This window comes from Streptomyces sp. CNT372, assembly GCF_000377145.1.
The window spans coordinates 19338-36640 of record NZ_KB897791.1 but is presented as its reverse complement, the minus strand read 5'-3'; the positions used below and the strand labels follow the sequence as shown (position 1 = coordinate 36640).

General features: G+C 75.7%; 15 protein-coding genes and 1 pseudogene. 10 read left to right on the top strand and 6 right to left on the bottom strand.

What is annotated here, in order from left to right; translation table 11 throughout:
* Positions 1-180: 180 nt before the first annotated feature.
* The 7 genes and pseudogenes from C593_RS0125770 to C593_RS0125740 all read left to right on the top strand — a co-directional run bounded on the left by C593_RS0125770 (position 181) and on the right by C593_RS0125740 (position 7965).
* Positions 181-1566, top strand: coding sequence for a helix-turn-helix domain-containing protein (locus C593_RS0125770; protein ID WP_018850214.1), 1386 nt, complete (start codon positions 181-183; stop codon positions 1564-1566).
* Positions 1567-2101: 535 nt separating this feature from the next.
* Positions 2102-2866 (top strand): annotated as a pseudogene (locus C593_RS30520) (ABC transporter ATP-binding protein); the annotation flags it as partial.
* 233 nt (positions 2867-3099) lie between these two features.
* Positions 3100-3888 carry an ABC transporter ATP-binding protein gene (locus tag C593_RS0125760; protein ID WP_018850212.1) on the top strand — a complete coding sequence of 263 codons (789 nt, stop codon included), beginning with the start codon at positions 3100-3102 and terminating at the stop codon, positions 3886-3888.
* Complete coding sequence (locus tag C593_RS0125755; protein WP_018850211.1) at positions 3885-4775, top strand: branched-chain amino acid ABC transporter permease; 891 nt, start codon at positions 3885-3887, stop codon at positions 4773-4775. Before C593_RS0125760 ends, C593_RS0125755 begins: the two co-directional genes overlap by 4 nt.
* 16 nt (positions 4776-4791) lie before the next feature.
* Positions 4792-5934 (top strand): branched-chain amino acid ABC transporter permease, encoded by a 1143-nt coding sequence (locus C593_RS0125750; protein WP_018850210.1) that lies wholly within the window; start codon positions 4792-4794, stop codon positions 5932-5934.
* Positions 5931-7193 (top strand): ABC transporter substrate-binding protein, encoded by a 1263-nt coding sequence (locus C593_RS0125745; RefSeq protein ID WP_018850209.1) that lies wholly within the window; start codon positions 5931-5933, stop codon positions 7191-7193. The genes C593_RS0125750 and C593_RS0125745 overlap by 4 nt, the downstream gene beginning before the upstream one ends.
* Before the next feature lie 304 nt (positions 7194-7497).
* Positions 7498-7965: a Rieske (2Fe-2S) protein gene (locus tag C593_RS0125740; RefSeq protein WP_018850208.1), complete on the top strand. Its 468-nt coding sequence runs from the start codon at positions 7498-7500 to the stop codon at positions 7963-7965.
* A gap of 225 nt (positions 7966-8190) precedes the next feature.
* On the opposite strand, the gene C593_RS0125735 is transcribed toward C593_RS0125740, so the two are convergent.
* Positions 8191-9093 (bottom strand): LysR family transcriptional regulator, encoded by a 903-nt coding sequence (locus C593_RS0125735; protein ID WP_018850207.1) that lies wholly within the window; start codon positions 9091-9093, stop codon positions 8191-8193.
* Positions 9094-9166: 73 nt separating this feature from the next.
* On the opposite strand from C593_RS0125735, the gene C593_RS0125730 reads away from it, so the two are divergent.
* Entirely contained in the window at positions 9167-10276 is a 1110-nt protein-coding gene (locus C593_RS0125730; protein WP_018850206.1) for a DMT family transporter, read from the top strand.
* Positions 10277-10359: 83 nt separating this feature from the next.
* Here the strand turns inward: C593_RS0125730 and C593_RS0125725 are convergent, their stop codons facing one another.
* Entirely contained in the window at positions 10360-11691 is a 1332-nt protein-coding gene (locus C593_RS0125725) for an aminotransferase class I/II-fold pyridoxal phosphate-dependent enzyme (protein WP_078521911.1), read from the bottom strand.
* 35 nt (positions 11692-11726) lie between these two features.
* On the opposite strand from C593_RS0125725, the gene C593_RS0125720 reads away from it, so the two are divergent.
* A complete protein-coding gene (locus C593_RS0125720) occupies positions 11727-12404 on the top strand; it encodes a pyridoxamine 5'-phosphate oxidase family protein (protein ID WP_018850204.1) in 678 nt (225 codons plus the stop codon).
* 140 nt (positions 12405-12544) lie between these two features.
* On the opposite strand, the gene C593_RS0125715 is transcribed toward C593_RS0125720, so the two are convergent.
* From C593_RS0125715 to C593_RS0125700, 4 genes are all read right to left on the bottom strand, one after another.
* Positions 12545-13534, bottom strand: a complete 990-nt coding sequence (locus tag C593_RS0125715; RefSeq protein ID WP_051093798.1) for a DMT family transporter — start codon at positions 13532-13534, stop codon at positions 12545-12547.
* Positions 13535-13698: 164 nt separating this feature from the next.
* Positions 13699-14733 carry an EamA family transporter gene (locus C593_RS0125710; protein ID WP_018850202.1) on the bottom strand — a complete coding sequence of 345 codons (1035 nt, stop codon included), beginning with the start codon at positions 14731-14733 and terminating at the stop codon, positions 13699-13701.
* Positions 14734-14755: 22 nt separating this feature from the next.
* Positions 14756-15370 carry a Clp protease N-terminal domain-containing protein gene (locus C593_RS0125705; protein WP_018850201.1) on the bottom strand — a complete coding sequence of 205 codons (615 nt, stop codon included), beginning with the start codon at positions 15368-15370 and terminating at the stop codon, positions 14756-14758.
* A gap of 266 nt (positions 15371-15636) precedes the next feature.
* The gene (locus tag C593_RS0125700; RefSeq protein WP_078521909.1) at positions 15637-16248 is read right to left on the bottom strand and encodes a PadR family transcriptional regulator; all 612 of its coding nucleotides are present in this window, start codon (positions 16246-16248) and stop codon (positions 15637-15639) included.
* Between the two features lie 201 nt (positions 16249-16449).
* Between C593_RS0125700 and C593_RS0125695 the strand changes: the two genes are divergently transcribed.
* The gene (locus tag C593_RS0125695) at positions 16450-17271 is read left to right on the top strand and encodes a PhzF family phenazine biosynthesis protein (protein ID WP_018850199.1); all 822 of its coding nucleotides are present in this window, start codon (positions 16450-16452) and stop codon (positions 17269-17271) included.
* Positions 17272-17303 lie beyond the last annotated feature (32 nt).

Here is a 17303-nt window from a genome sequence, read left to right as displayed (position 1 = left end):
AGTGCCGTCCGCGCGCGAGCGGACCGGAGGAAGGGGGCCGCCCGGCGCACTGCGGGGGAACCGAGTACGCCGGACCCCTGGGGACCGACCGGACGGTATGCCATCCTTCGGACTCGACGCTCGTCCGGCGCGCGGGTCAATCCCGGCGGCGGACCCGAACGAGTTCGGTGGAGGGCCGCGATGCAGCAGCACGTCGTACGAAGCCGGTTCCGGACCGTGCCCGAGGCCCCGTCGGCCGCGGCCGGGCCGGCCCATCCGTCCGCCCGGCCCGGCCTCGCCGGTCCGGGCGCCCCGGCGGCGCCGGGGAGAGGGCCGGTGCGTACCCGGTCCCTCGTCAACGCGGAGGCCCTCGGTGCCCTCCACCGGGCGGCACGGGTACTGCTGGACGACCTCCCGGACCTGACCGACCGGCTGGTCGCGGAGCTGCGGGACCAGGAACCCGCCTACCAGGCGGCGATCGCCGCGGACGCGGCCGACGTGTGGCAGGAGGCCCACCGGTCGCTGCGTCACAGCGTCGGCTCCTTGATCGACCCCCGCAGCACCAGGGACGCGGCCCGGCGCTGCTCCTGGAAGATCGGCGCGGTACGGGCGGAACAGGGGCTTCCGCTCGACGCCCTGCTGCACGCGTTCCGGATCGGCGGCGCCCTCGTCTGGCAGGGCCTCGTCGAGGAGACCGCCCGTCACCGCCCCGAGGACGTACGGCTGCTGGTGCACGTCGCCGCGGACGTGTGGAACTTCGTCGACGAACACTGCACGCTCGTCGCCGAGGCGTACCGGCAGGTGGAACGCCGGCTCGTCTGGCGCCGGGAGAACCGTCTGCGGGTCATGACGGCGACACTGCTCGACGGCACGATCCGGGTCGCCGACCTCGCGGAGGTGTCCGCCGCCCTGGACCTGCCCGAGCACGGCCGGTACGCGGTCGTGCTCGTCGACGGCGGCCCCGGCGCGCCCTACGCGGGCGCCCGCCCCGCCGCCCCGGGCCCGGGCCCCTGCACGGCCGGGGGCACGGGGGCGGGTACGGGCGTCAGGACGGTGTGGCACCCCGGCGCGGAGGTGGAGCTGGGCATCGTCCTGCTGCCGGGTGAGGGACCGGCCGGGGAGGCGCTCGACGCGCTCGTCGCGGAGATCGCCGGGCCGCCCGGCACACGGATCGGTATCAGTTCACCGGTGGACGGGCTCGCGGCCGTCGGGGACGCGCGCCGGCTGGCGGAGACCGCGCTGCGGGCGTGCCCGGAGGCGGGCGGCACGGTGCTGCTGGAGGAGCACCTGCCGGCGGCGCTGGTGGTCAGCTCGCCCGCGCTGGGGGCGGCGCTGGCCGACCGGGTGCTCGGCCCGCTGCTGCGTCTCGACCCCTCCGACCGGGACCTGCTGCTGGACACGATGGCCGTCTGGCTGGACTGCGCGGGCTCGGCGCAGCGCGCGGGCACCCGGCTGTACTGCCACCGCAATACGGTCCTCAACCGTCTGCGGCGCTGCGAGCAGCTCATGGGCCGCTCCCTCGCACGGCCCGCCGACCTGGTCGAGATCTCCCTGGCCCTGACCGCCCGCCGACTGCTCGGCACCTGACGCGCCGTCGTCCTCCGGTCGGACCTGCTCGCCGGCCGCGCGCGCCCGGTACCCGACGGGGGACCGGAGCGCGACGGTCGCCCGACCGCGGCCGGGCGTCAGGGTCCCCGCCCTCCCCCGGCCGCCCCGGGCCGCCGCCCGCTCACCCCCGGCCGCCACCGCGAGCCCCGCCCGCGCAACCGCCGCGTCCCGCGGGCCACGGACCGCGCCCGCCGTCCGCGCGGCTGCCGGCCCGCGGGGCGGCGCGGACGACAGGGGCGACGCGAGCGGCACGGACGGCACGAACGGGCACGGGCGACGCGGGCGACGCGGACGACGCCGACACGGGCGGCCCGGACGGCGGACCGGTGGGGGCACTGGGCAGCCGCACAACGGTGGCCCGTTCGGCCTGGGAGGCGGCCCTGAGCACGCGGTGAAGCCTGTACCACCCCGGCGCCACCGTGTTCTCGTTGCGCCGTCTCCCCCCTTCCCCGGTCGGCCGCTGCGCGGTACCGGCCGTCCGTCGTCCGCCGCCGTGCGGAACCGAGGAGCCGTGATGCCCCAACCACCCCCCGACAGCAGCCGTCCGGCCCTGCGGGTCGACGCTCTCGACGTGCAGTACGGCCGGGCCGTCACCGCACTGAGGGGTGTCCGGCTCGACGTGCCGCACGGCGGCGTCGCGGCCCTGCTCGGCGCGAACGGCGCGGGCAAGACGACTCTGCTGCGCGCCGTCTCCGGAACGCTGCGGATGCACCACGGCGCGATCACCGGCGGGACGGTCCGCTACGGCGATGTGCTCCTGGACGGGCGGGATCCCGTCGCCGCCGTACGCGCGGGGGTGGTCCAGGTCCCGGAGGGGCGCCGCGTGTTCGCGGGACTGAGTGTCGACGAGAACCTGCGGGCCGGCGGCCTCGGGCAGCGGGCTCCCGCGCAGGTGCGGAAGGCGCGCGAGAGGGTGTTCGGCCTCTTCCCCCGGCTCGCCGAGCGCACCGCGCAGCGCGCCGGTCTGCTCTCCGGCGGAGAGCAGCAGATGCTGGCCATCGGCCGGGCCCTGATGGCCGCTCCCCGGCTGCTCCTCCTCGACGAACCGTCCCTCGGGCTGGCGCCCATGATGGTCGAGCGGATCGCCGACGTGGTGCGGGAGATCAACGCCCAGGGCACCTCGGTCCTGCTGGTGGAGCAGAACGCGGCCATGGCCCTGGCCCTCGCCGACCGGGCCTACGTGCTCGACGTGGGCGAGGTGCGGCTCAGCGGTTCCGCGGCGGAACTGACCCGTACCGACGCGATCCGCCGGCTGTACCTCGGTGAGGACCCGGGCGGGCCCGTCCCGGACCACGCGGGCACAAGCGACGGCACGGCCGGGAGGGAGGCCGACGACGAGGCGGACGGCGCCGGCAGGCGGGGACCCGCGGCCGGGACGGGCCGCACGGGCGACGACACGGTCCCGGCCCAGGCGCCCCCGTCCGCCGAGCCGGCCGGGGCGGGCACGGCCGCCCCCGCGACGCCGTCCGTCCGGCCCTCCGCGGGCGCGGACGACGAAGGGCGGGGAGGCCGGTGACCGCCCCTCCCCCGCTGCACGTGCGCGGCATCACCGTGCGCTTCGCCGGACTGACCGCGCTCGACGACGTGTCCTTCACGGTCGCGCCCGGCAGCATCCACGCCCTGATCGGCCCCAACGGGGCGGGCAAGTCGACCTGTTTCAACGTCCTGTCGGGACTCACCCGCCCCGACGCCGGCACCGTCCACCTCGGCGAGCGGGAGCTGACGCGGCTGCCGGTGCACCGGATCGCGGGGCTCGGCATGGCCCGGACCTTCCAGAACATCGTCGTCACCGCCGGAACCGTCGGGGACAACCTGATGCTGGGCCGCCACACCCTGTCACGCGCCGGGTTCACGGCGAGCGCCCTCGGACTGCCCCACGCGGTGCGCGAACAGCGCGCACACCGGGCGCGGGCCCGGGAGATCGCCGAACTGACCGGTCTGGGGCCGCTGTTCGACAGCCCGGTGGCACTGCTGTCCTACGGGGACCGCAAGCGGGTCGAACTGGCCCGCGCCCTGTGCCTGGAACCGCGGGTCCTGCTCCTCGACGAGCCGGTCGCCGGCATGAACGCCGGGGAGCGGGCGCGCACGGTCGGGATACTGCGCGCGGTACGCGCCGAACTCGGCCTGTCCGTCCTGCTGGTGGAGCACGACATGGCCCTGGTGATGCGGCTGGCCGAGGACGTGACCGTCCTCGACTTCGGGCGGCGGATCGCCGCCGGAACGCCCGGCGCCGTGCAGGCGGACCCCGAGGTCCGCCGCGCCTATCTCGGCTCCGCCGCCACCGAGGAGCGACCCTCATGACCACCGTGCTCGACATCGTGCTGAACGGCCTGGCCCTCGGCTCGGTCTACGCCCTCGTGGCGCTCGGCTTCGTGATCATCTTCAAGGCGTCGGGGGTGATGAACTTCGCCCACGGTTCGCTGCTGCTGCTCGGCGGCTACCTCACCGCCGTCCTCCACGACGACCTCGGCTTCGCCGGGGCCCTGGTGGTGGCGGTGACGGCCACCGCCGTGGTGGCGGGGCTGGTCGACCGGCTGCTGCTGCGCCGTCTGGACCCGCATGCCGCGCACGTCCTCACCATCCTGACCATCGGTGTGGACATCGTGCTGATGACCGATCTGGCCCGGCGGATCGGCGGGGACCTCCTGTCCCTCGGCGACCCGTGGGGCGGGTCGGTGGCCGCCCTGGGGCCGGTGACCGTGGCCCACAGCAGGATCGCGGCGATCGTCACCTCGGTGCTGGTCATCGGCGGTGTGTTCGCGCTGTTCCGGTACACCGGCTGGGGGCTGTCGCTCCGGGCCGCTGCCGAGGACCGGGAGGCCGCCGCCCTGATGGGCATCCGGCTGGGCCGGATCCGCACCCTCTCCTGGTGCCTGGCGGGGCTGCTCGCGGCGCTGGCCGCGGTCTTCCTGGCCGCGTTCCCGGCCCCCGGGCTGGAGCGCACCACGGGGCAGATCGCGCTCAAGGCGTTCCCCGCGGCGATCCTCGGCGGGATGACGTCACCGCCGGGCGCGCTCGCCGGAAGCCTGCTCATCGGGGTCACCGAGGCCGTGGTCGCCGGCTACCAGTCCGAACTCTCCGTCCTCGGCGACGGGTTCGGTGACGTGGCGCCGTACGCGGTGATGGTGCTGGTGCTTCTGGTGCGGCCCGCGGGGCTGTTCGGGACGAAGGAGGCCGTCCGTGTCTGAAAGGACTTCCTACCGGGTGTCCGACCGTGCCCTCGGCCGGATCGCCCGAGGTGCGGGGCTCGTGGTGCTGTGCGCCCTGCCGCTCTACGCGGAGGCGTTCTGGCTCCAGATGGGCCTGTTCGCGATGGCCGCGGCGATCGGCGCGGTGGGGCTCAACCTGCTGTCGGGCACCGCCGGGCAGCTCTCCCTGGGCCACGCGTTCTTCCTCGCCGTCGGGGCCTACGGGTACGTATGGCTGGCGGGAGAGCCCGGCCCGGGTCTGCCGCCGGCGGTGGCACTGGTCCTCGCGGTGGCCATGGCGGGTGCGGCGGGCGGACTGTTCAGTCCGGTCGCGGCCCGGGTGCGGGGGATCTACCTCGGGGTGGCCACCCTGGCGCTGGTCTTCCTCGGGCACCATGTGATGCTCGGCGCCGAGTCGGTGACCGGCGGGTTCAACGGCCGCTCCGTGCCGCCCATGGAGATCGGCGGCTTCCGCTTCGCCGCGACCGATCCCCCCGTCGTGGTGCTCGGAGTGCCCTTCGGCGCCGAGGAGCGCCTGTGGTACCTCGGGCTGGCCCTTCTCGGGCTGACCTGGTTCACCGCGCGAGGGGTGCTGCGCGGGCGTCCCGGCCGCGCGCTCGTGGCGCTGCGGGACAGTGAGACGGCGGCCGCCGTGATGGGCGTGTCCCTGGCCCGGTACCGCTCGACCGCGTTCGTCCTCTCGTCCATGTACGCGGGGCTCGCCGGGGTGGTGCTGGCGCTGGCGTTCCGCAGGATCGTGCCCGACTACTTCTCGTTGGTGCTCTCCATCGACTACCTCGCCATGATCGTCATCGGCGGGCTGGGCTCGGTCGGGGGCGCGACCGCCGGCGCCGTGTTCGTCACCGCTCTCCCGCTGCTGATGGCCCGTTATGCCGACCAGCTCCCGCTGGTGGCGGCGCCGGGCTCACCCGGTCACGCCGTCGGCCCGACCGAGGCGTCGCGCTATCTCTACGGCGCGGCGATCATCCTCGTCCTCATCTTCACCCCCGACGGACTGCGCGGTCTCGCGCGCCGCGCGCGGCAGCGTCTGCGCCGCCGTACGGGGCGGACGCCCCCGTCCTTTGCCGCCACGCCCCCCGCCGCCGCACCGCCGGACTCCCCCGGCCGCGCCGACCGACCCAAGGAGCAGATCTCGTGAACCGCCTCGCCAGAACCGCCGTCGCCGCCTCCTGCGCGGCCCTCCTCCTCGCCGGCACCGGCTGCAGCACGAAAGCCGGCGACGCCAAGCCCTCCGCCGACGGCGACGACGGGGTCAAGGGCGGCCCCGGCGTCACCGCCGACACCATCACCCTCGGCGCGCTGACCGACCTCAGCGGCCCCTACGCCACGCTCGGCAAGAGCATCGTGCAGGCGCAGCAGATGTGGGCCGACGAGGTCAACGCCAAGGGCGGCATCTGCGGCCGCAAGGTGTCCATCACCGTGAAGGACCACGGCTACGACGTGCAGAAGGCGGTCTCCGCCTACACGGAGATCTCGCCCTCGGTCCTCGCGCTGCCCCAGGTGATCGGATCGCCGGTGGTCGCGGGTCTGCTCGACGACATCGAGCGGGACCAGGTCCTCACCTTCCCGCAGGCATGGGCCGCCTCGCTGCTCGGCAGGGACGCCGTGCAGGTGCTCGGCACCACGTACGACATCGACATGATCAGCGCGGTGGACTTCCTCACCCGGACCAAGGGCGTGCGGAAGGGCGACCGGATCGGCCATGTGTACTTCGAGGGCGACTACGGCGCCAACGCGCTGGAGGGCTCGACGTGGGCGGCCGGGAAGGCCGGGGTCACCGTCGTCCCGCAGAAGATCAAGGCCACGGACACCGACCTGTCCGCGCAGGTGACCGCGTTGCGCAAGGAAGGGGTGAAGGCGGTGCTGATCAGCGCGGGCCCCGCGCAGACCGCCTCCCTGGTGGGGGTGGCGGCGTCCCGCGGCATGAAGGTGCCCGTCGTCAGCAGCGCACCCGGTTTCGCCCCGCAGCTCATGGCCACCCCGGCGGAGCCGGCCCTCGCGGCGATGCTCCACGTGGTGAGCGCGGCGCCGCCGGTCAGTTCCGATCTGCCGGCGGTGCGGAAGATGGTGGCCGACTACGGCAGGAAGTACCCGGATGCGCTGGTCGACTCGGGGGTGCTCTCCGGGTACAACGCGGCACACCTCATGGGCGCGGACCTTCGGGAGGCGTGCGCGGCCAAGGACCTGAGCCGTCAGGGGCTGGTGACGGCGCACCGCTCGCAGTCGGCCGTGGACACGGGCCTGGGAACGCCGCAGGATTTCTCCGACGTCTCGCGGCCGGCGACGCTCCACACGTACATCACCCGGCCCGACAAGGACGCGGTCGGCGGCACGGTCCTGGTGGAGGACGCGCACGAACTGCCGGCGGCCAGGGAGTTCGTGGACCGGCGGGACTGACGGGGAGGGAACACGGGCGCGGGGCTCCTGCCCAGGGGCGCGTCCCGGGGGCGTGTCCCCGCGGCGGGCCTTTCCCCGGGGCGCGAGGCCGTGGGCTCGGCGCCCCGTTCCAGGGCCTCGTGCACGCCCCCGGCCGGTACCGCGGCACGACGCGGCGGTCGGCCGTTCGCGGTGATCCGCGGCGGTCGGCCGTTCGCGGTGATCCGTCACGGTTGGCCGTCCGCGGTTGAACGTCCCCGGGCCGCGGCCCGTACCTCTCCTCAACGGGTCGGCAATGGGACCTGCCGTCGAGAGGAACATCATCATGACCGGAACGCAGGCGACCGCACCGCCGCTGGCGCGGCGCACCGTCGTGGCCGCGGGTTGCTGTCTGGGGCTCACCGCCCTGACGGCGTGCGGGGGTTCGGGGGAGGCGGCGCCTCCGGCGAACGGGACCGCGGGCGAAACCGGCGGCACCGGCGGCACGGACACCGGTGGCGGCGGGACCGGCGGGGACGTCCTGGTGCGGACCGCCGAGATCCCCGAGGGAGGCGGAAAGGTCGTCGGCGACGTGGTCGTCACCCAGCCGCAGGCCGGGGTGTTCAAGGCGTTCTCCTCGAAGTGCACCCACCAGGGCTGCGCGGTGAAGGACGTGGCCGACGGGGTGATCGTCTGCCCGTGCCACAACAGCCGGTTCGACGCCACCGACGGCAGCGTCAAGGGCGGTCCGGCGACCATGCCCCTGCCGGAGCAGGCCATCGCGGTCGAGGGGGACGCGATCAGGCTCGCGTGAGGCGTGCCCCGCCCGCCGTCGGGGTCAGCGGCCGGGCGGGGCACGCGGGTCACGCGTGACGGCCGGGCCCGGCCGCACCCCCGGTCTGCGGGGGCGCGGCCGGGCAGGCCGGATGGAGCGTCCGGGGCGCGCTGGTCGGCCGCGCCCCGGACGGCCCCGAGGTGCCGGGCCGTTCAGGAACGCACGTGGGGCACCGGGCGGCGCACCGGACGGGTCACCGGCGGGTCACCGTGGTGTGCCCGCCGCCGTGCGCAGCGCCTCCCCCGCCGCCCTGATGGAGGGCCTGCGGTCCGCGTCGGCCCGCCAGACCGCGTAGACGTGCCGGAGCATCCGCTGCCGCACCGGTACCAGGGCGACACCCTCCGGGACCGGCCCCCGGCCGAGCCTCGGCGCGACGCACACCCCGAGCCCTGCGGCGATGAGCGCGAGCTGGGTGTGGTGTTCCCCCGCCCGATGCGCGATACGCGGCTCGAAGCCCTTGGACCGGAGGGTGAACACCAGCCAGTCGTGGCAGAACTCCCCTTCCGGCCAGGACACCCAGTCGTCGCCGGCGAAGTCCTCCAGGTCCACCTCCGCGCGCCCGGCGAGCGGATGGTCCGCGGGCATCGCCACGTCCGGCACGTCGTCGAGCAGCCGGGCGTGGGAGAGGCCGCCGGGCACCGGGAGGCGTTTGTTGCTCCAGTCCAGGACCACGGCCACGTCCAGATCGCCCCGGATGACGGACTGGATACCGCTCTCGGGCGCCATCTCCACGGTGGTGACCCGCAGGTCGGGATGGCGGTCGCGCAGCGCGGCGAGGGTGCCGGGGAAGAGCCCCCGCGCGGCGGTGGGGAAGGCACCGAGACGCACCTCGCCGACGACCTGGCCGCGCTGGGCCTCGATGTCGGACTGGGCCAGCTCGACCTGGGAGAGGATGCGGGCGGCGTGGTCGGCGAGGAGCCGCCCGGCGTCCGTGAGGCGCACTCCCCGCCCGTTCCTGGCCACGAGTTGCTGCCCGACCTCGCGCTCCAGCTTGGCCATCTGCTGGGAGACGGCGGAGGTGGTGACGTGCAGGCCGTCCGCGGCGGCGCTGACCGAGCCGTGGCGGGCGAGCGCGTCGAGGGTGCGCAGGCGCTCCAGATTCAACATGTAAGCAATGCTACGAGGAAGGGTTCATCTTTTCTCGCTTGTTCTACGAGGTTGCGGGCGGGAGGGTGGACCCATGACCGCCGCTGCCGCCGCCGGATCCGCGCCCGATCGCGCTCCCGGCCCCGCCTCCGCCACTGCCTCCGCCACCGCCCCGGCCGCTCCCGTCACCGCCGGTCCGCCCGGCCGGCGGGCCGTGGACTGGCGCATCCGCTTCGCCGTCCTCTCCGCGGTGTGGGGCTTCAGCTTTCTGCTGATCAAGGTCGGGACCGAGGCGTACGCCCCGTTCCAGGTGACCTTCGGCAGGCTGCTCTTCGGCACGGCGGTACTGGCCGTCGCGATGGCCGTCCGCCGGGACCGGCTGCCGACGGGGCTGCGGACCTGGGGGCACCTGACGGTGGCCGCGCTGCTGCTCAACGCCCTCCCGTTCTCGCTCTTCGCCTACGCCGAGCTGACCATCCCGTCGACGCTGGCGGGGATCTGCAACGCGACCTCGCCGCTGTGGGGCATGGCCCTGTCGCTGGTGGCGCTCTCCGAGGACCGCCCGACCCGCCGCCGGGTGGCCGGTCTGGGGCTCGGCTTCCTGGGCGTGCTCACCGTGCTGGGCGCCTGGCAGGGCTTCGCGGGCCTGGAGGTGCGCGGGACGGCGATGGCCCTGCTGGCCTCGCTCTGCTACCCGATCGGCTGGATCTACGTCCGGCGCACCCTGGCCGGCTCCCACCACTCGCACCTCTCGCTGACGGGTGCGCAGCTGGGCCTCGCCACCCTCCAACTGGGCGTGGTGACACCTCTGTTCACCTCGGTGCCGAGCACCTTCCCGCTGGTCCCGCTGCTGGCGGTGGTCGCGCTGGGCACGCTGGGGACGGGGATGGCGCTGCTGATCCAGTACGGGCTGGTGGCCGAGGTGGGGCCGACGACGGCCCAGATGGTCACCTACTTCATCCCGGTCATCGCGACGGGCGCGGGTGTCGCGCTGCTCGATGAGCAGCTCGCGTGGAACACGCCGCTCGGTGCGCTGATCGTCCTTGTGGGAGCCGCCCTGACCCAGAGCCGCCCGCGCCGCGCCCCGGCGGTCGCGCCCGCCCCGACGGCCCCGGAGGGCGCCCCGGAACCGGCCCTGTGCGCGGCCGCGCCGGCCGCCGGTGCTCCGGCGGCGGAAGCCGCGCCGCCCGCGCCCGCGCGCTGAGGCATCGCCCCGGCCCCTGGGCCCCGCCCCTCGGCGCGCTCAGGACCGGGCCCCGGCCCACCCCCGCACGTCCCCACACCCCCTCACCCGTAACTCCGCGTCGGCACCGGCCCCACCGCCTCCGCCACCGCCGTCGCCAGGGACTCGATGTCCGCCGGGGTCAGGCCGGAGACGGTGATCCGGATCGCGGGCGGGGTCGCGGTCCGGAAGCGGGCGCCGGGGGCGACGGCCCAGCCCGCCCGGAGGAGCCGGGTGACCGCTCCGGTCTCGTCCGGTACCGGGACCCAGACGTTCATCCCGCTCCGCCCGCGCGCCGCGACCCCGTGGCGGGCGAGGGCGTCGAGGAGGGCCGCGCGCCGCTCGCCGTACGCGCGGGCCACGGCCTGCGGGTCCACCGCCCCCGTGCGCCACAGATGGGCGACGGCGCGCTGGAGGATCCGGCTGACCCAGCCCGGCCCGAGCCCCAGCCGCCCCTGCACCCGGTCGACGGTCACGGTGTCGCCGGTGAGGTGGGCGACGCGCAGGTCGGGCCCGTACGCCTTGGCCGCGGAACGGACCACCGCCCAGTGGGCCGTGGCGCCCGCGAGGGGGTGCAGCGGCTGGTCGACGATGGCGTGGCCGTGGTCGTCCTCCACCACGAGGGTGCGCGGGTACCGGCCCAGCACGGCCCGGAGTTCCGCCGCCCGGCCGGCCGTGATAGCGGCCCCGGTGGGGTTCTGCGCCCGGTCGGTGACAACGATCGCCCGCGCGCCGCCGGCCAGCGCGTCCGCCACCGCCTCCGGCAGCGGCCCGTCGTCGTCCAGGCCGACCGGCACCGCCTTGAGGCCCAGCGAGGTCACCAGGTCGAGGAGGCTCCCCCAGCCGGGATCCTCGACGGCGACCGCGTCCCCCGCGCGCAGATGCGCGACGAGCACTCGCTCGATGGCGTCGAGCGCCCCGGAGGTGGCGGCCACGGGCCCCGGCGGGACGCCGTCCGCGTCGAAGCGCTCGCGCGCCAGCCGGGCGAACTCCGGGTCGAGCTGGCCCTCCCCGTAGAGCACGGGGGCGGCGTCGTGCGAGCGCGCGGCGGCGGCGAACGCCTCGGCCAGGGGCGGCAGCAGGGCCGTGTCCGGGTTCCCCTCGGCGAGACTGCGCCCGCCCGGCGGCGGCTCCACCCGGATCGCGTTGCGCGGGGTGGTGGCCGGACGCGAACGCACCCGGCTCCCCCGGCGCCCGTCCGTCTCGATGACCCCGCGCTCGCGCAGGGTGCGGTACGCGGCGGCGACGGTGTTGGGGTTGACGCCCAGATCGGCCGCCAACTCCCGCATGGGCGGAAGCAGTTGACCCGGCTCCAGCTCGCCCGAGCCGACCGCGCCCTCGACGCTCGCGGCGATCTCCGATGCGCGCCGCCCGGCGATCCGATACTCTCCTAGCACAAACCACATTATGCACTAGTGCAATGGAGTACGCAATGCCGGTCCCCGCCCCGCAGGACACCGCGACCGCCTACGAGCCCACCGGCCGCACCGTCCCCACCCGCTCCCGGGAGCGGGCGTCCTACGACCGCGCGACGGTCCACGCGATACTCGACGCCTCCTACCTCTGCCACCTCGGCTTCGTCCGCGACGGCGCCCCCGTGGTGCTGCCCACGCTGTACGCCCGCGTCGGTGAGGCCCTGTACGTGCACGGTTCCACCGGCTCCCGCCCGCTGCGGGAGGCAGGCCGGCCGGACCCGGGCCTGGCCGTCTGCCTGACGGTGACCCATGTCGACGGCCTGGTCCTCGCCCGGTCCGCGTTCCACCACTCGATCAACTACCGCTCCGTGGTGGTGCACGGCACCGCACGCCAGGTCACGGACCCGGCGGAGAAGCGGACCGCCCTGGACGCCCTCGTCGACCAGGTCGTGGCCGGCCGCTCCGCCGACTCCCGCCCGGCGAACGCCAGGGAGCTGGCGGCCACGGCGGTCCTCCGGCTGGACCTGGCCGAGGTGTCGGCCAAGTCCCGCACGGGCGACCCCAACGACGACCCGGAGGACCTGGGCCTCCCCCACTGGGCGGGCGTGGTCCCGGTGGCCCCGGCGTACGGAGCGCCCGTCCCCGCCGGGGACCTGGAGCCGTCCGTCGCGCTCCCCGCGTATCTGAGCGCCTGAACCGGGCCCGGCCGCCCCGGCCGCGCCCGAACCGGCCCGACTACCCCCGGCGGGCCCGAACCGGCCCGGCCACCCCGGCGGGCCGGGTCCGGGTCCCGGGGCGGGCGGGCCCCGGAGCCCGGACCCCGCCCGCGCCCCGGCTACACCGGCGCCGGCGTGCGCCTGCCCGCCGCCGCACCCCGCGCCTCCGCGGCGACCAGCCCACCGACCGCCGCCAGCAGCAGGACCGTCCCGCCGGCGGTCGCGGCCGAGAGCCGCTCGCCGAGGAGCGTCACGGCGATGGCCGCCGCGCTGACCGGTTCGAGCAGCATGATCACGGAGACGGTCGCGGCCCGCACCGCCGCGGCGCCCGTGAAGTAGAGCGCGTACGCGAGGGCGGTGGGCACGGCCGCCACGTACACCAGCAGCCAGAGCACCCGTACCGGATCGGTCGTGTAGGGCAGCAGCCCCTCCGCCGCAGCCAGGGGCAGCAGCCCGGCCGTGCCGATCGCGAACGCCCAGGCCGTGGTCGAGAGCGGGTCGCCGCCCCCGCCGTCGCGGCCGAGCCACCGGGTGAGCAGGGTGATCGCCGCGTAACCGGCGGCGGACAGTACGGCGAGGGCCACGCCCAGCGGCCGGACCGTACCGCCCTCCCCGCCGAGGACCAGCACCGCGAGCCCGGCCAGGGCGCCGCCCACCGCCAGGAGGCCGCCGCGGCCCAGGCGTTCGCCCATGGTGAGCCGGGCGCCGAGGGCGATGAACACCGGTCCCGCACCGAGGGTGACGACGGTCCCGACGGCGAGCCCGGTCGCCTCGACGGCGGCGAAGTAGGCGCTCTGGAACAGGGTCAGGCCGATACCGGTGCCGAGGACGCGCAGCAGCCGGCGGCGGCGCGGCTCGGGCGCGGGCGCCCCTTCGGCCCCGGGCGCCGGACGCCCCCGCAGCCGGGCCCGCACCGCGAGGACCGGCAGCAGCAGGAGCAGGCCCCCGGCGCAGCGCCAGAACGAAAGGGCCAGGGGGCCGAGGTCGCTCGCGGCGAACACCAGCGAGGCGGCGGCGCCGGCGGTGCCCCAGGCGACACCGGCGAAGACGAGGTAGACGAGGCTGCGGCCGACGGGCACACCGACGGGGGCGGCAGAGGATTGCGACACGTTTCTTCTCCGTGCGAGGAACAGGCGTTCAGGTCACTGGACTCCGGCACGCGGGCAGCGACGAACCGCCCGGGGACGACCCCGGGCCCGGTCCTCGTCGGAAGGACTGCCGCCCGCCTCAGGCGGCGGGCGGCGGAAGCACGGTCAAACGCATGATCGCCACCCTAGGCCGGGTCGCTCCCGGCCGGCAACCCGCCCGCGTGGACCTCCCGGCACCCACCGCCCGCGAGGGCCGCCGAGGTCTCCGGGCCGCCCGCCGCCACCGGCCCGGACGGCGGCTTCGGCGCCCGGGAACGGGCCGTCTGGGACTGCGCGATGAACGCGCCGGCCAGCACCACCGCCCCGCCCACGATCTGCGGCGCGGAAAGGTGCTCGCCGAGCAGCACCCAGGCGAGCACGGTCGCGATCACCGCCTCCAGGCAGGCGACCACCCCGGCCACCTGCGGGGAGAGCCGGCGCACCGAGACGACCCCGGTGACATACGCGAGGACGGTCGCCACCAGCACGATCCAGCCGAGCAGCAGCGCCGCCGGGACCTCGGTCCCGTCCATCCCCGCGCCGCCCGCCAGCAGCGCGAAGTCCATGCCCCAGGGCCGTGCGACGACCGTGAGCACCAGCGCCCCGATCAGCAGCCCGTACGCGATCACGCCGAGCGGGTCGGGCGCGTCCTCGGTGTCGCCGCCCTGGGCGGACAGGACGAAGTAGCCGACCTGGCAGCAGGCCGCCCCGAGCGCGAGCAGCAGGCCGATCGCGTCGAAGCTCAGCCCGGCCCACACCTCGACGACGCAGGCGAGCCCCGCGACGGCGAGGACCACGCCCACGGCGGCGGCCCGGGTGACCGGACGGCGCTGCACGAAGCGGACCCAGCCGAGGACGAGCGCGGGGGCGAGGTACTCGATGAGGAGGGCGACGCCGACGGGGATGCGGGAGATGGCGGCGAAGTAGCACGCCTGGACCCCGGCGACGGCCAGCAGACCGAACCCGGCGAGCAACGCGGGCCGGCGGCGCAGCAGATCGCGGTGGCGCCAGGCCACGGGCAGCATCACGAGCGCCGCGCCGGCCACGCGCAGCCAGACGACATGGAGCGGGTCGAGTCCCGCTTCGATCAGTGGCTTGGCCGCCACTCCCGAACCACCGAAGGCGAAGGCCGAGACCAGGGCGAGGCCCAGGCCGGCGCTTCTCACCGAAGACGCGTGCATCGGGCCATGATGTCAGCGCGCGTCAGGAGCGCCATCCCCGTGACACATGTCGAGACGGGCTCGCCAGCCGGTCCGCCAGCAGTTGGGCGTCGATGCCGGCTCGCCGCAGTACCTCGGCGGCCCGGCAGTCGGGGTCGGCGGTCAGGCAGGCGAGGACATCGGTCCCGGCGGCACGCGTCTCACCGCGCCGCCCGGCCCGGGCGACCGCGCCGGTCAGCGCACTCGCGGCGGACGGGGACCAGCCGGGGGTGCGGGCCGCGCTCCCGATCGCCCGCAGCGCCCCGGAGTCCTCGACGCGGCCGCGCCAGCGGAGCCCGTAGCCGATGCTGCGCTGCACCAGGTAGCCCTGCAGCCGGGCCAGTCGAGGGCCCTCGCCGACTGCGGCGCGCACGGCGGCGTCGGACTCCAGCAGGGAGTGCAGGAGATGGGCCGTGTCGATCTGCCCGTCCGCGTCGCGCAGCGCCCGGCGGCGCGCCCCGGCGACGACCGCCGCCAGCTCGTCGGTGAGCGCGGCGCCGGCCCCGGACGGGACACGGGCGATCCCGGAAGAAGCACGGGCGGTCCCGGACAGGGCGGGGGCGATCCCGGACGGGGCGGAGGCGGACGGGTGGGCCGGACGCGGAACAGGGAGGGGCACATCCTCCACTTCATCAGCCCCGGACGCCCAGGGCATCGCCGCGCGGGAGCATCCGGACATCCGACGAAGGGTGGGCGCACCCGCCCGGCCCCTCCTCCTTCCGGAGGACGGCCGGCCCGCCGGCCCCCACGCCACGGCGCCGCCGCGCGGTCCGGGGGCTTGGGTTCCAGGGGCGCACGAAGGGGCCCGCGTCTCGCGGACCCCTTGCGCGGCGCCCCGGCGCCCGGCGGGCGGCGAACCGGCCCGCCGCTGACCCCGCCACGGCGTCAGTGCTCGTCGGCGAGGATCAGATACAGCTTCTTGCGCGCCTCGTTGATGACGGCGACGGCCTTGTCGCGCTGCTCCTTGTCGCCGGTCTTCCAGACCTGCCCGAAGGCCTCCATCAGCCCGAAGCCCGCCTGCCTGATCTCGTTGACGCTCTCCCAGTCGACGCCCCGGCCGGCGTCCTCCCAGGGCGCGTCCGGCCCGGACTCCGCCTCGGCGCGGCCGGCCTCCGTGAGGGTGAACAGCTTCTTGCCGCCCTCGCTGGCGCTGATGATCAGCCCCTCGTCCTCCAGCAGCTGGAGGGTCGGGTAGACCGAGCCGGGGCTGGGCTTCCACGCCCCGCCGCTGCGCTCGCCGATCTCCCGGATCATCTCGTAGCCGTGCATCGGCCGGTCGGCGAGGAGCGCCAGGATCGACGCGCGCACATCGCCGCGCCGCGCCCGCCCCCGGCCGCCCCCGCGACCGCGTCCGCCGCCGAACGGCCCGCCGAAGGGAGGCCCGAACGACCCGAACGCCGCGCGCCGCCCCTCCCGCTCGCCTTCCCGCCCGTACTGCCCGGGCCCGCAGTGCCCGCGACCGGGTCCTTGCCCGTGTTCGTGTCCATGAGAACGCATGATGCATCTCCTTCTATCGTTGACCTGTCGTGATGCATCAACGATATATCGGAAAGTATCGCGCAACAAGACCCGGCGATATATCGCCGGGCACCACCCCCTCCCCGCACGCCCATCCCACCCCGTCCCGTCCCGCGAATCAGGCCGCCGGACGCCGATTGGCCTTGTCCCCCGGGCCCGCGCCGGCCCTACCGTCGCCGTATGCGGATTCGTATCGTCGACGCCTTCGCCGACCGCCCCTTCACCGGAAACCCCGCCGGGGTCCTGCTCCTGGACGCCGGTCCGTTCCCCGACGACGCCTGGCTCCAGAGCGTCGCCGCCGAGGTCAACCTCTCGGAGACCGCCTTCGCCCACCCCCTGACCGGGGACCCGGAGGCCGACTACGCGCTCCGCTGGTTCACCCCGGCCACCGAGGTCGGCATGTGCGGGCACGCCACCCTCGCCACCGCGCACGTCCTGCACTCCGCCGGGCTCGCGGCCGGTGCCGTGCGCTTCCGCGCGCGCTGCGGGATCCTCGGCGCCGAGGTTCATCCGGACGGCGCCCTCACCCTGGACTTCCCCACCTCACCGCTGCTGCCGGTGACGCCCCCCGCCGGGCTCGCCGAAGCTCTGGGCGCCGAGCCCGTGAGCGTCCACGACACCGGGGAGCACATCGGCGACCTGCTGGTGGAGCTCGCGGACGAGCGCACGGTCCGCGCGCTCGAGCCGGACCTGCCCGCCCTCGCCGCACTCTCCGACCGGGGCGTCATCGCCACCGCCGCCGCGGAAGCGGCCGGGAACGGCCACGACTACGTCTCGCGCTGCTTCTTCCCCCGGGTCGGCATCGACGAGGACCCGGTGACGGGCAGCGCCCACACCGCGCTCGCCCCGTTCTGGTCCGCGCGCCTCGGCAGCCCCCGCCTCACCGGCCTCCAGGCGTCCCCGCGGTCGGGCACGGTACGCACCGAACTGCGCGGCGACCGCACCCTGCTGACCGGCCGCGCCGTCACCGTCGTCGACGGCGAACTCCTCACCGCCCCCTGACCGCCGCCGACGCCGTGGCGCGCCGGCACCGG

Excerpts from the sequence above, each read along its gene's own strand:
- C593_RS0125700 (WP_078521909.1), bottom strand. The coding sequence starts at position 16,248 with ATGCGTTCTCATGGACACGAACACGGGCAAGGACCCGGTCGCGGGCAC.
- C593_RS0125755 (WP_018850211.1), top strand. The coding sequence starts at position 3,885 with ATGACCACCGTGCTCGACATCGTGCTGAACGGCCTGGCCCTCGGCTCG.
- C593_RS0125695 (WP_018850199.1), top strand. The coding sequence starts at position 16,450 with ATGCGGATTCGTATCGTCGACGCCTTCGCCGACCGCCCCTTCACCGGA.
- C593_RS0125740 (WP_018850208.1), top strand. The coding sequence starts at position 7,498 with ATGACCGGAACGCAGGCGACCGCACCGCCGCTGGCGCGGCGCACCGTC.
- C593_RS0125770 (WP_018850214.1), top strand. The coding sequence starts at position 181 with ATGCAGCAGCACGTCGTACGAAGCCGGTTCCGGACCGTGCCCGAGGCC.
- C593_RS0125730 (WP_018850206.1), top strand. The coding sequence starts at position 9,167 with ATGACCGCCGCTGCCGCCGCCGGATCCGCGCCCGATCGCGCTCCCGGC.
- C593_RS0125735 (WP_018850207.1), bottom strand. The coding sequence starts at position 9,093 with ATGTTGAATCTGGAGCGCCTGCGCACCCTCGACGCGCTCGCCCGCCAC.
- C593_RS0125720 (WP_018850204.1), top strand. The coding sequence starts at position 11,727 with ATGCCGGTCCCCGCCCCGCAGGACACCGCGACCGCCTACGAGCCCACC.
- C593_RS0125710 (WP_018850202.1), bottom strand. The coding sequence starts at position 14,733 with ATGCACGCGTCTTCGGTGAGAAGCGCCGGCCTGGGCCTCGCCCTGGTC.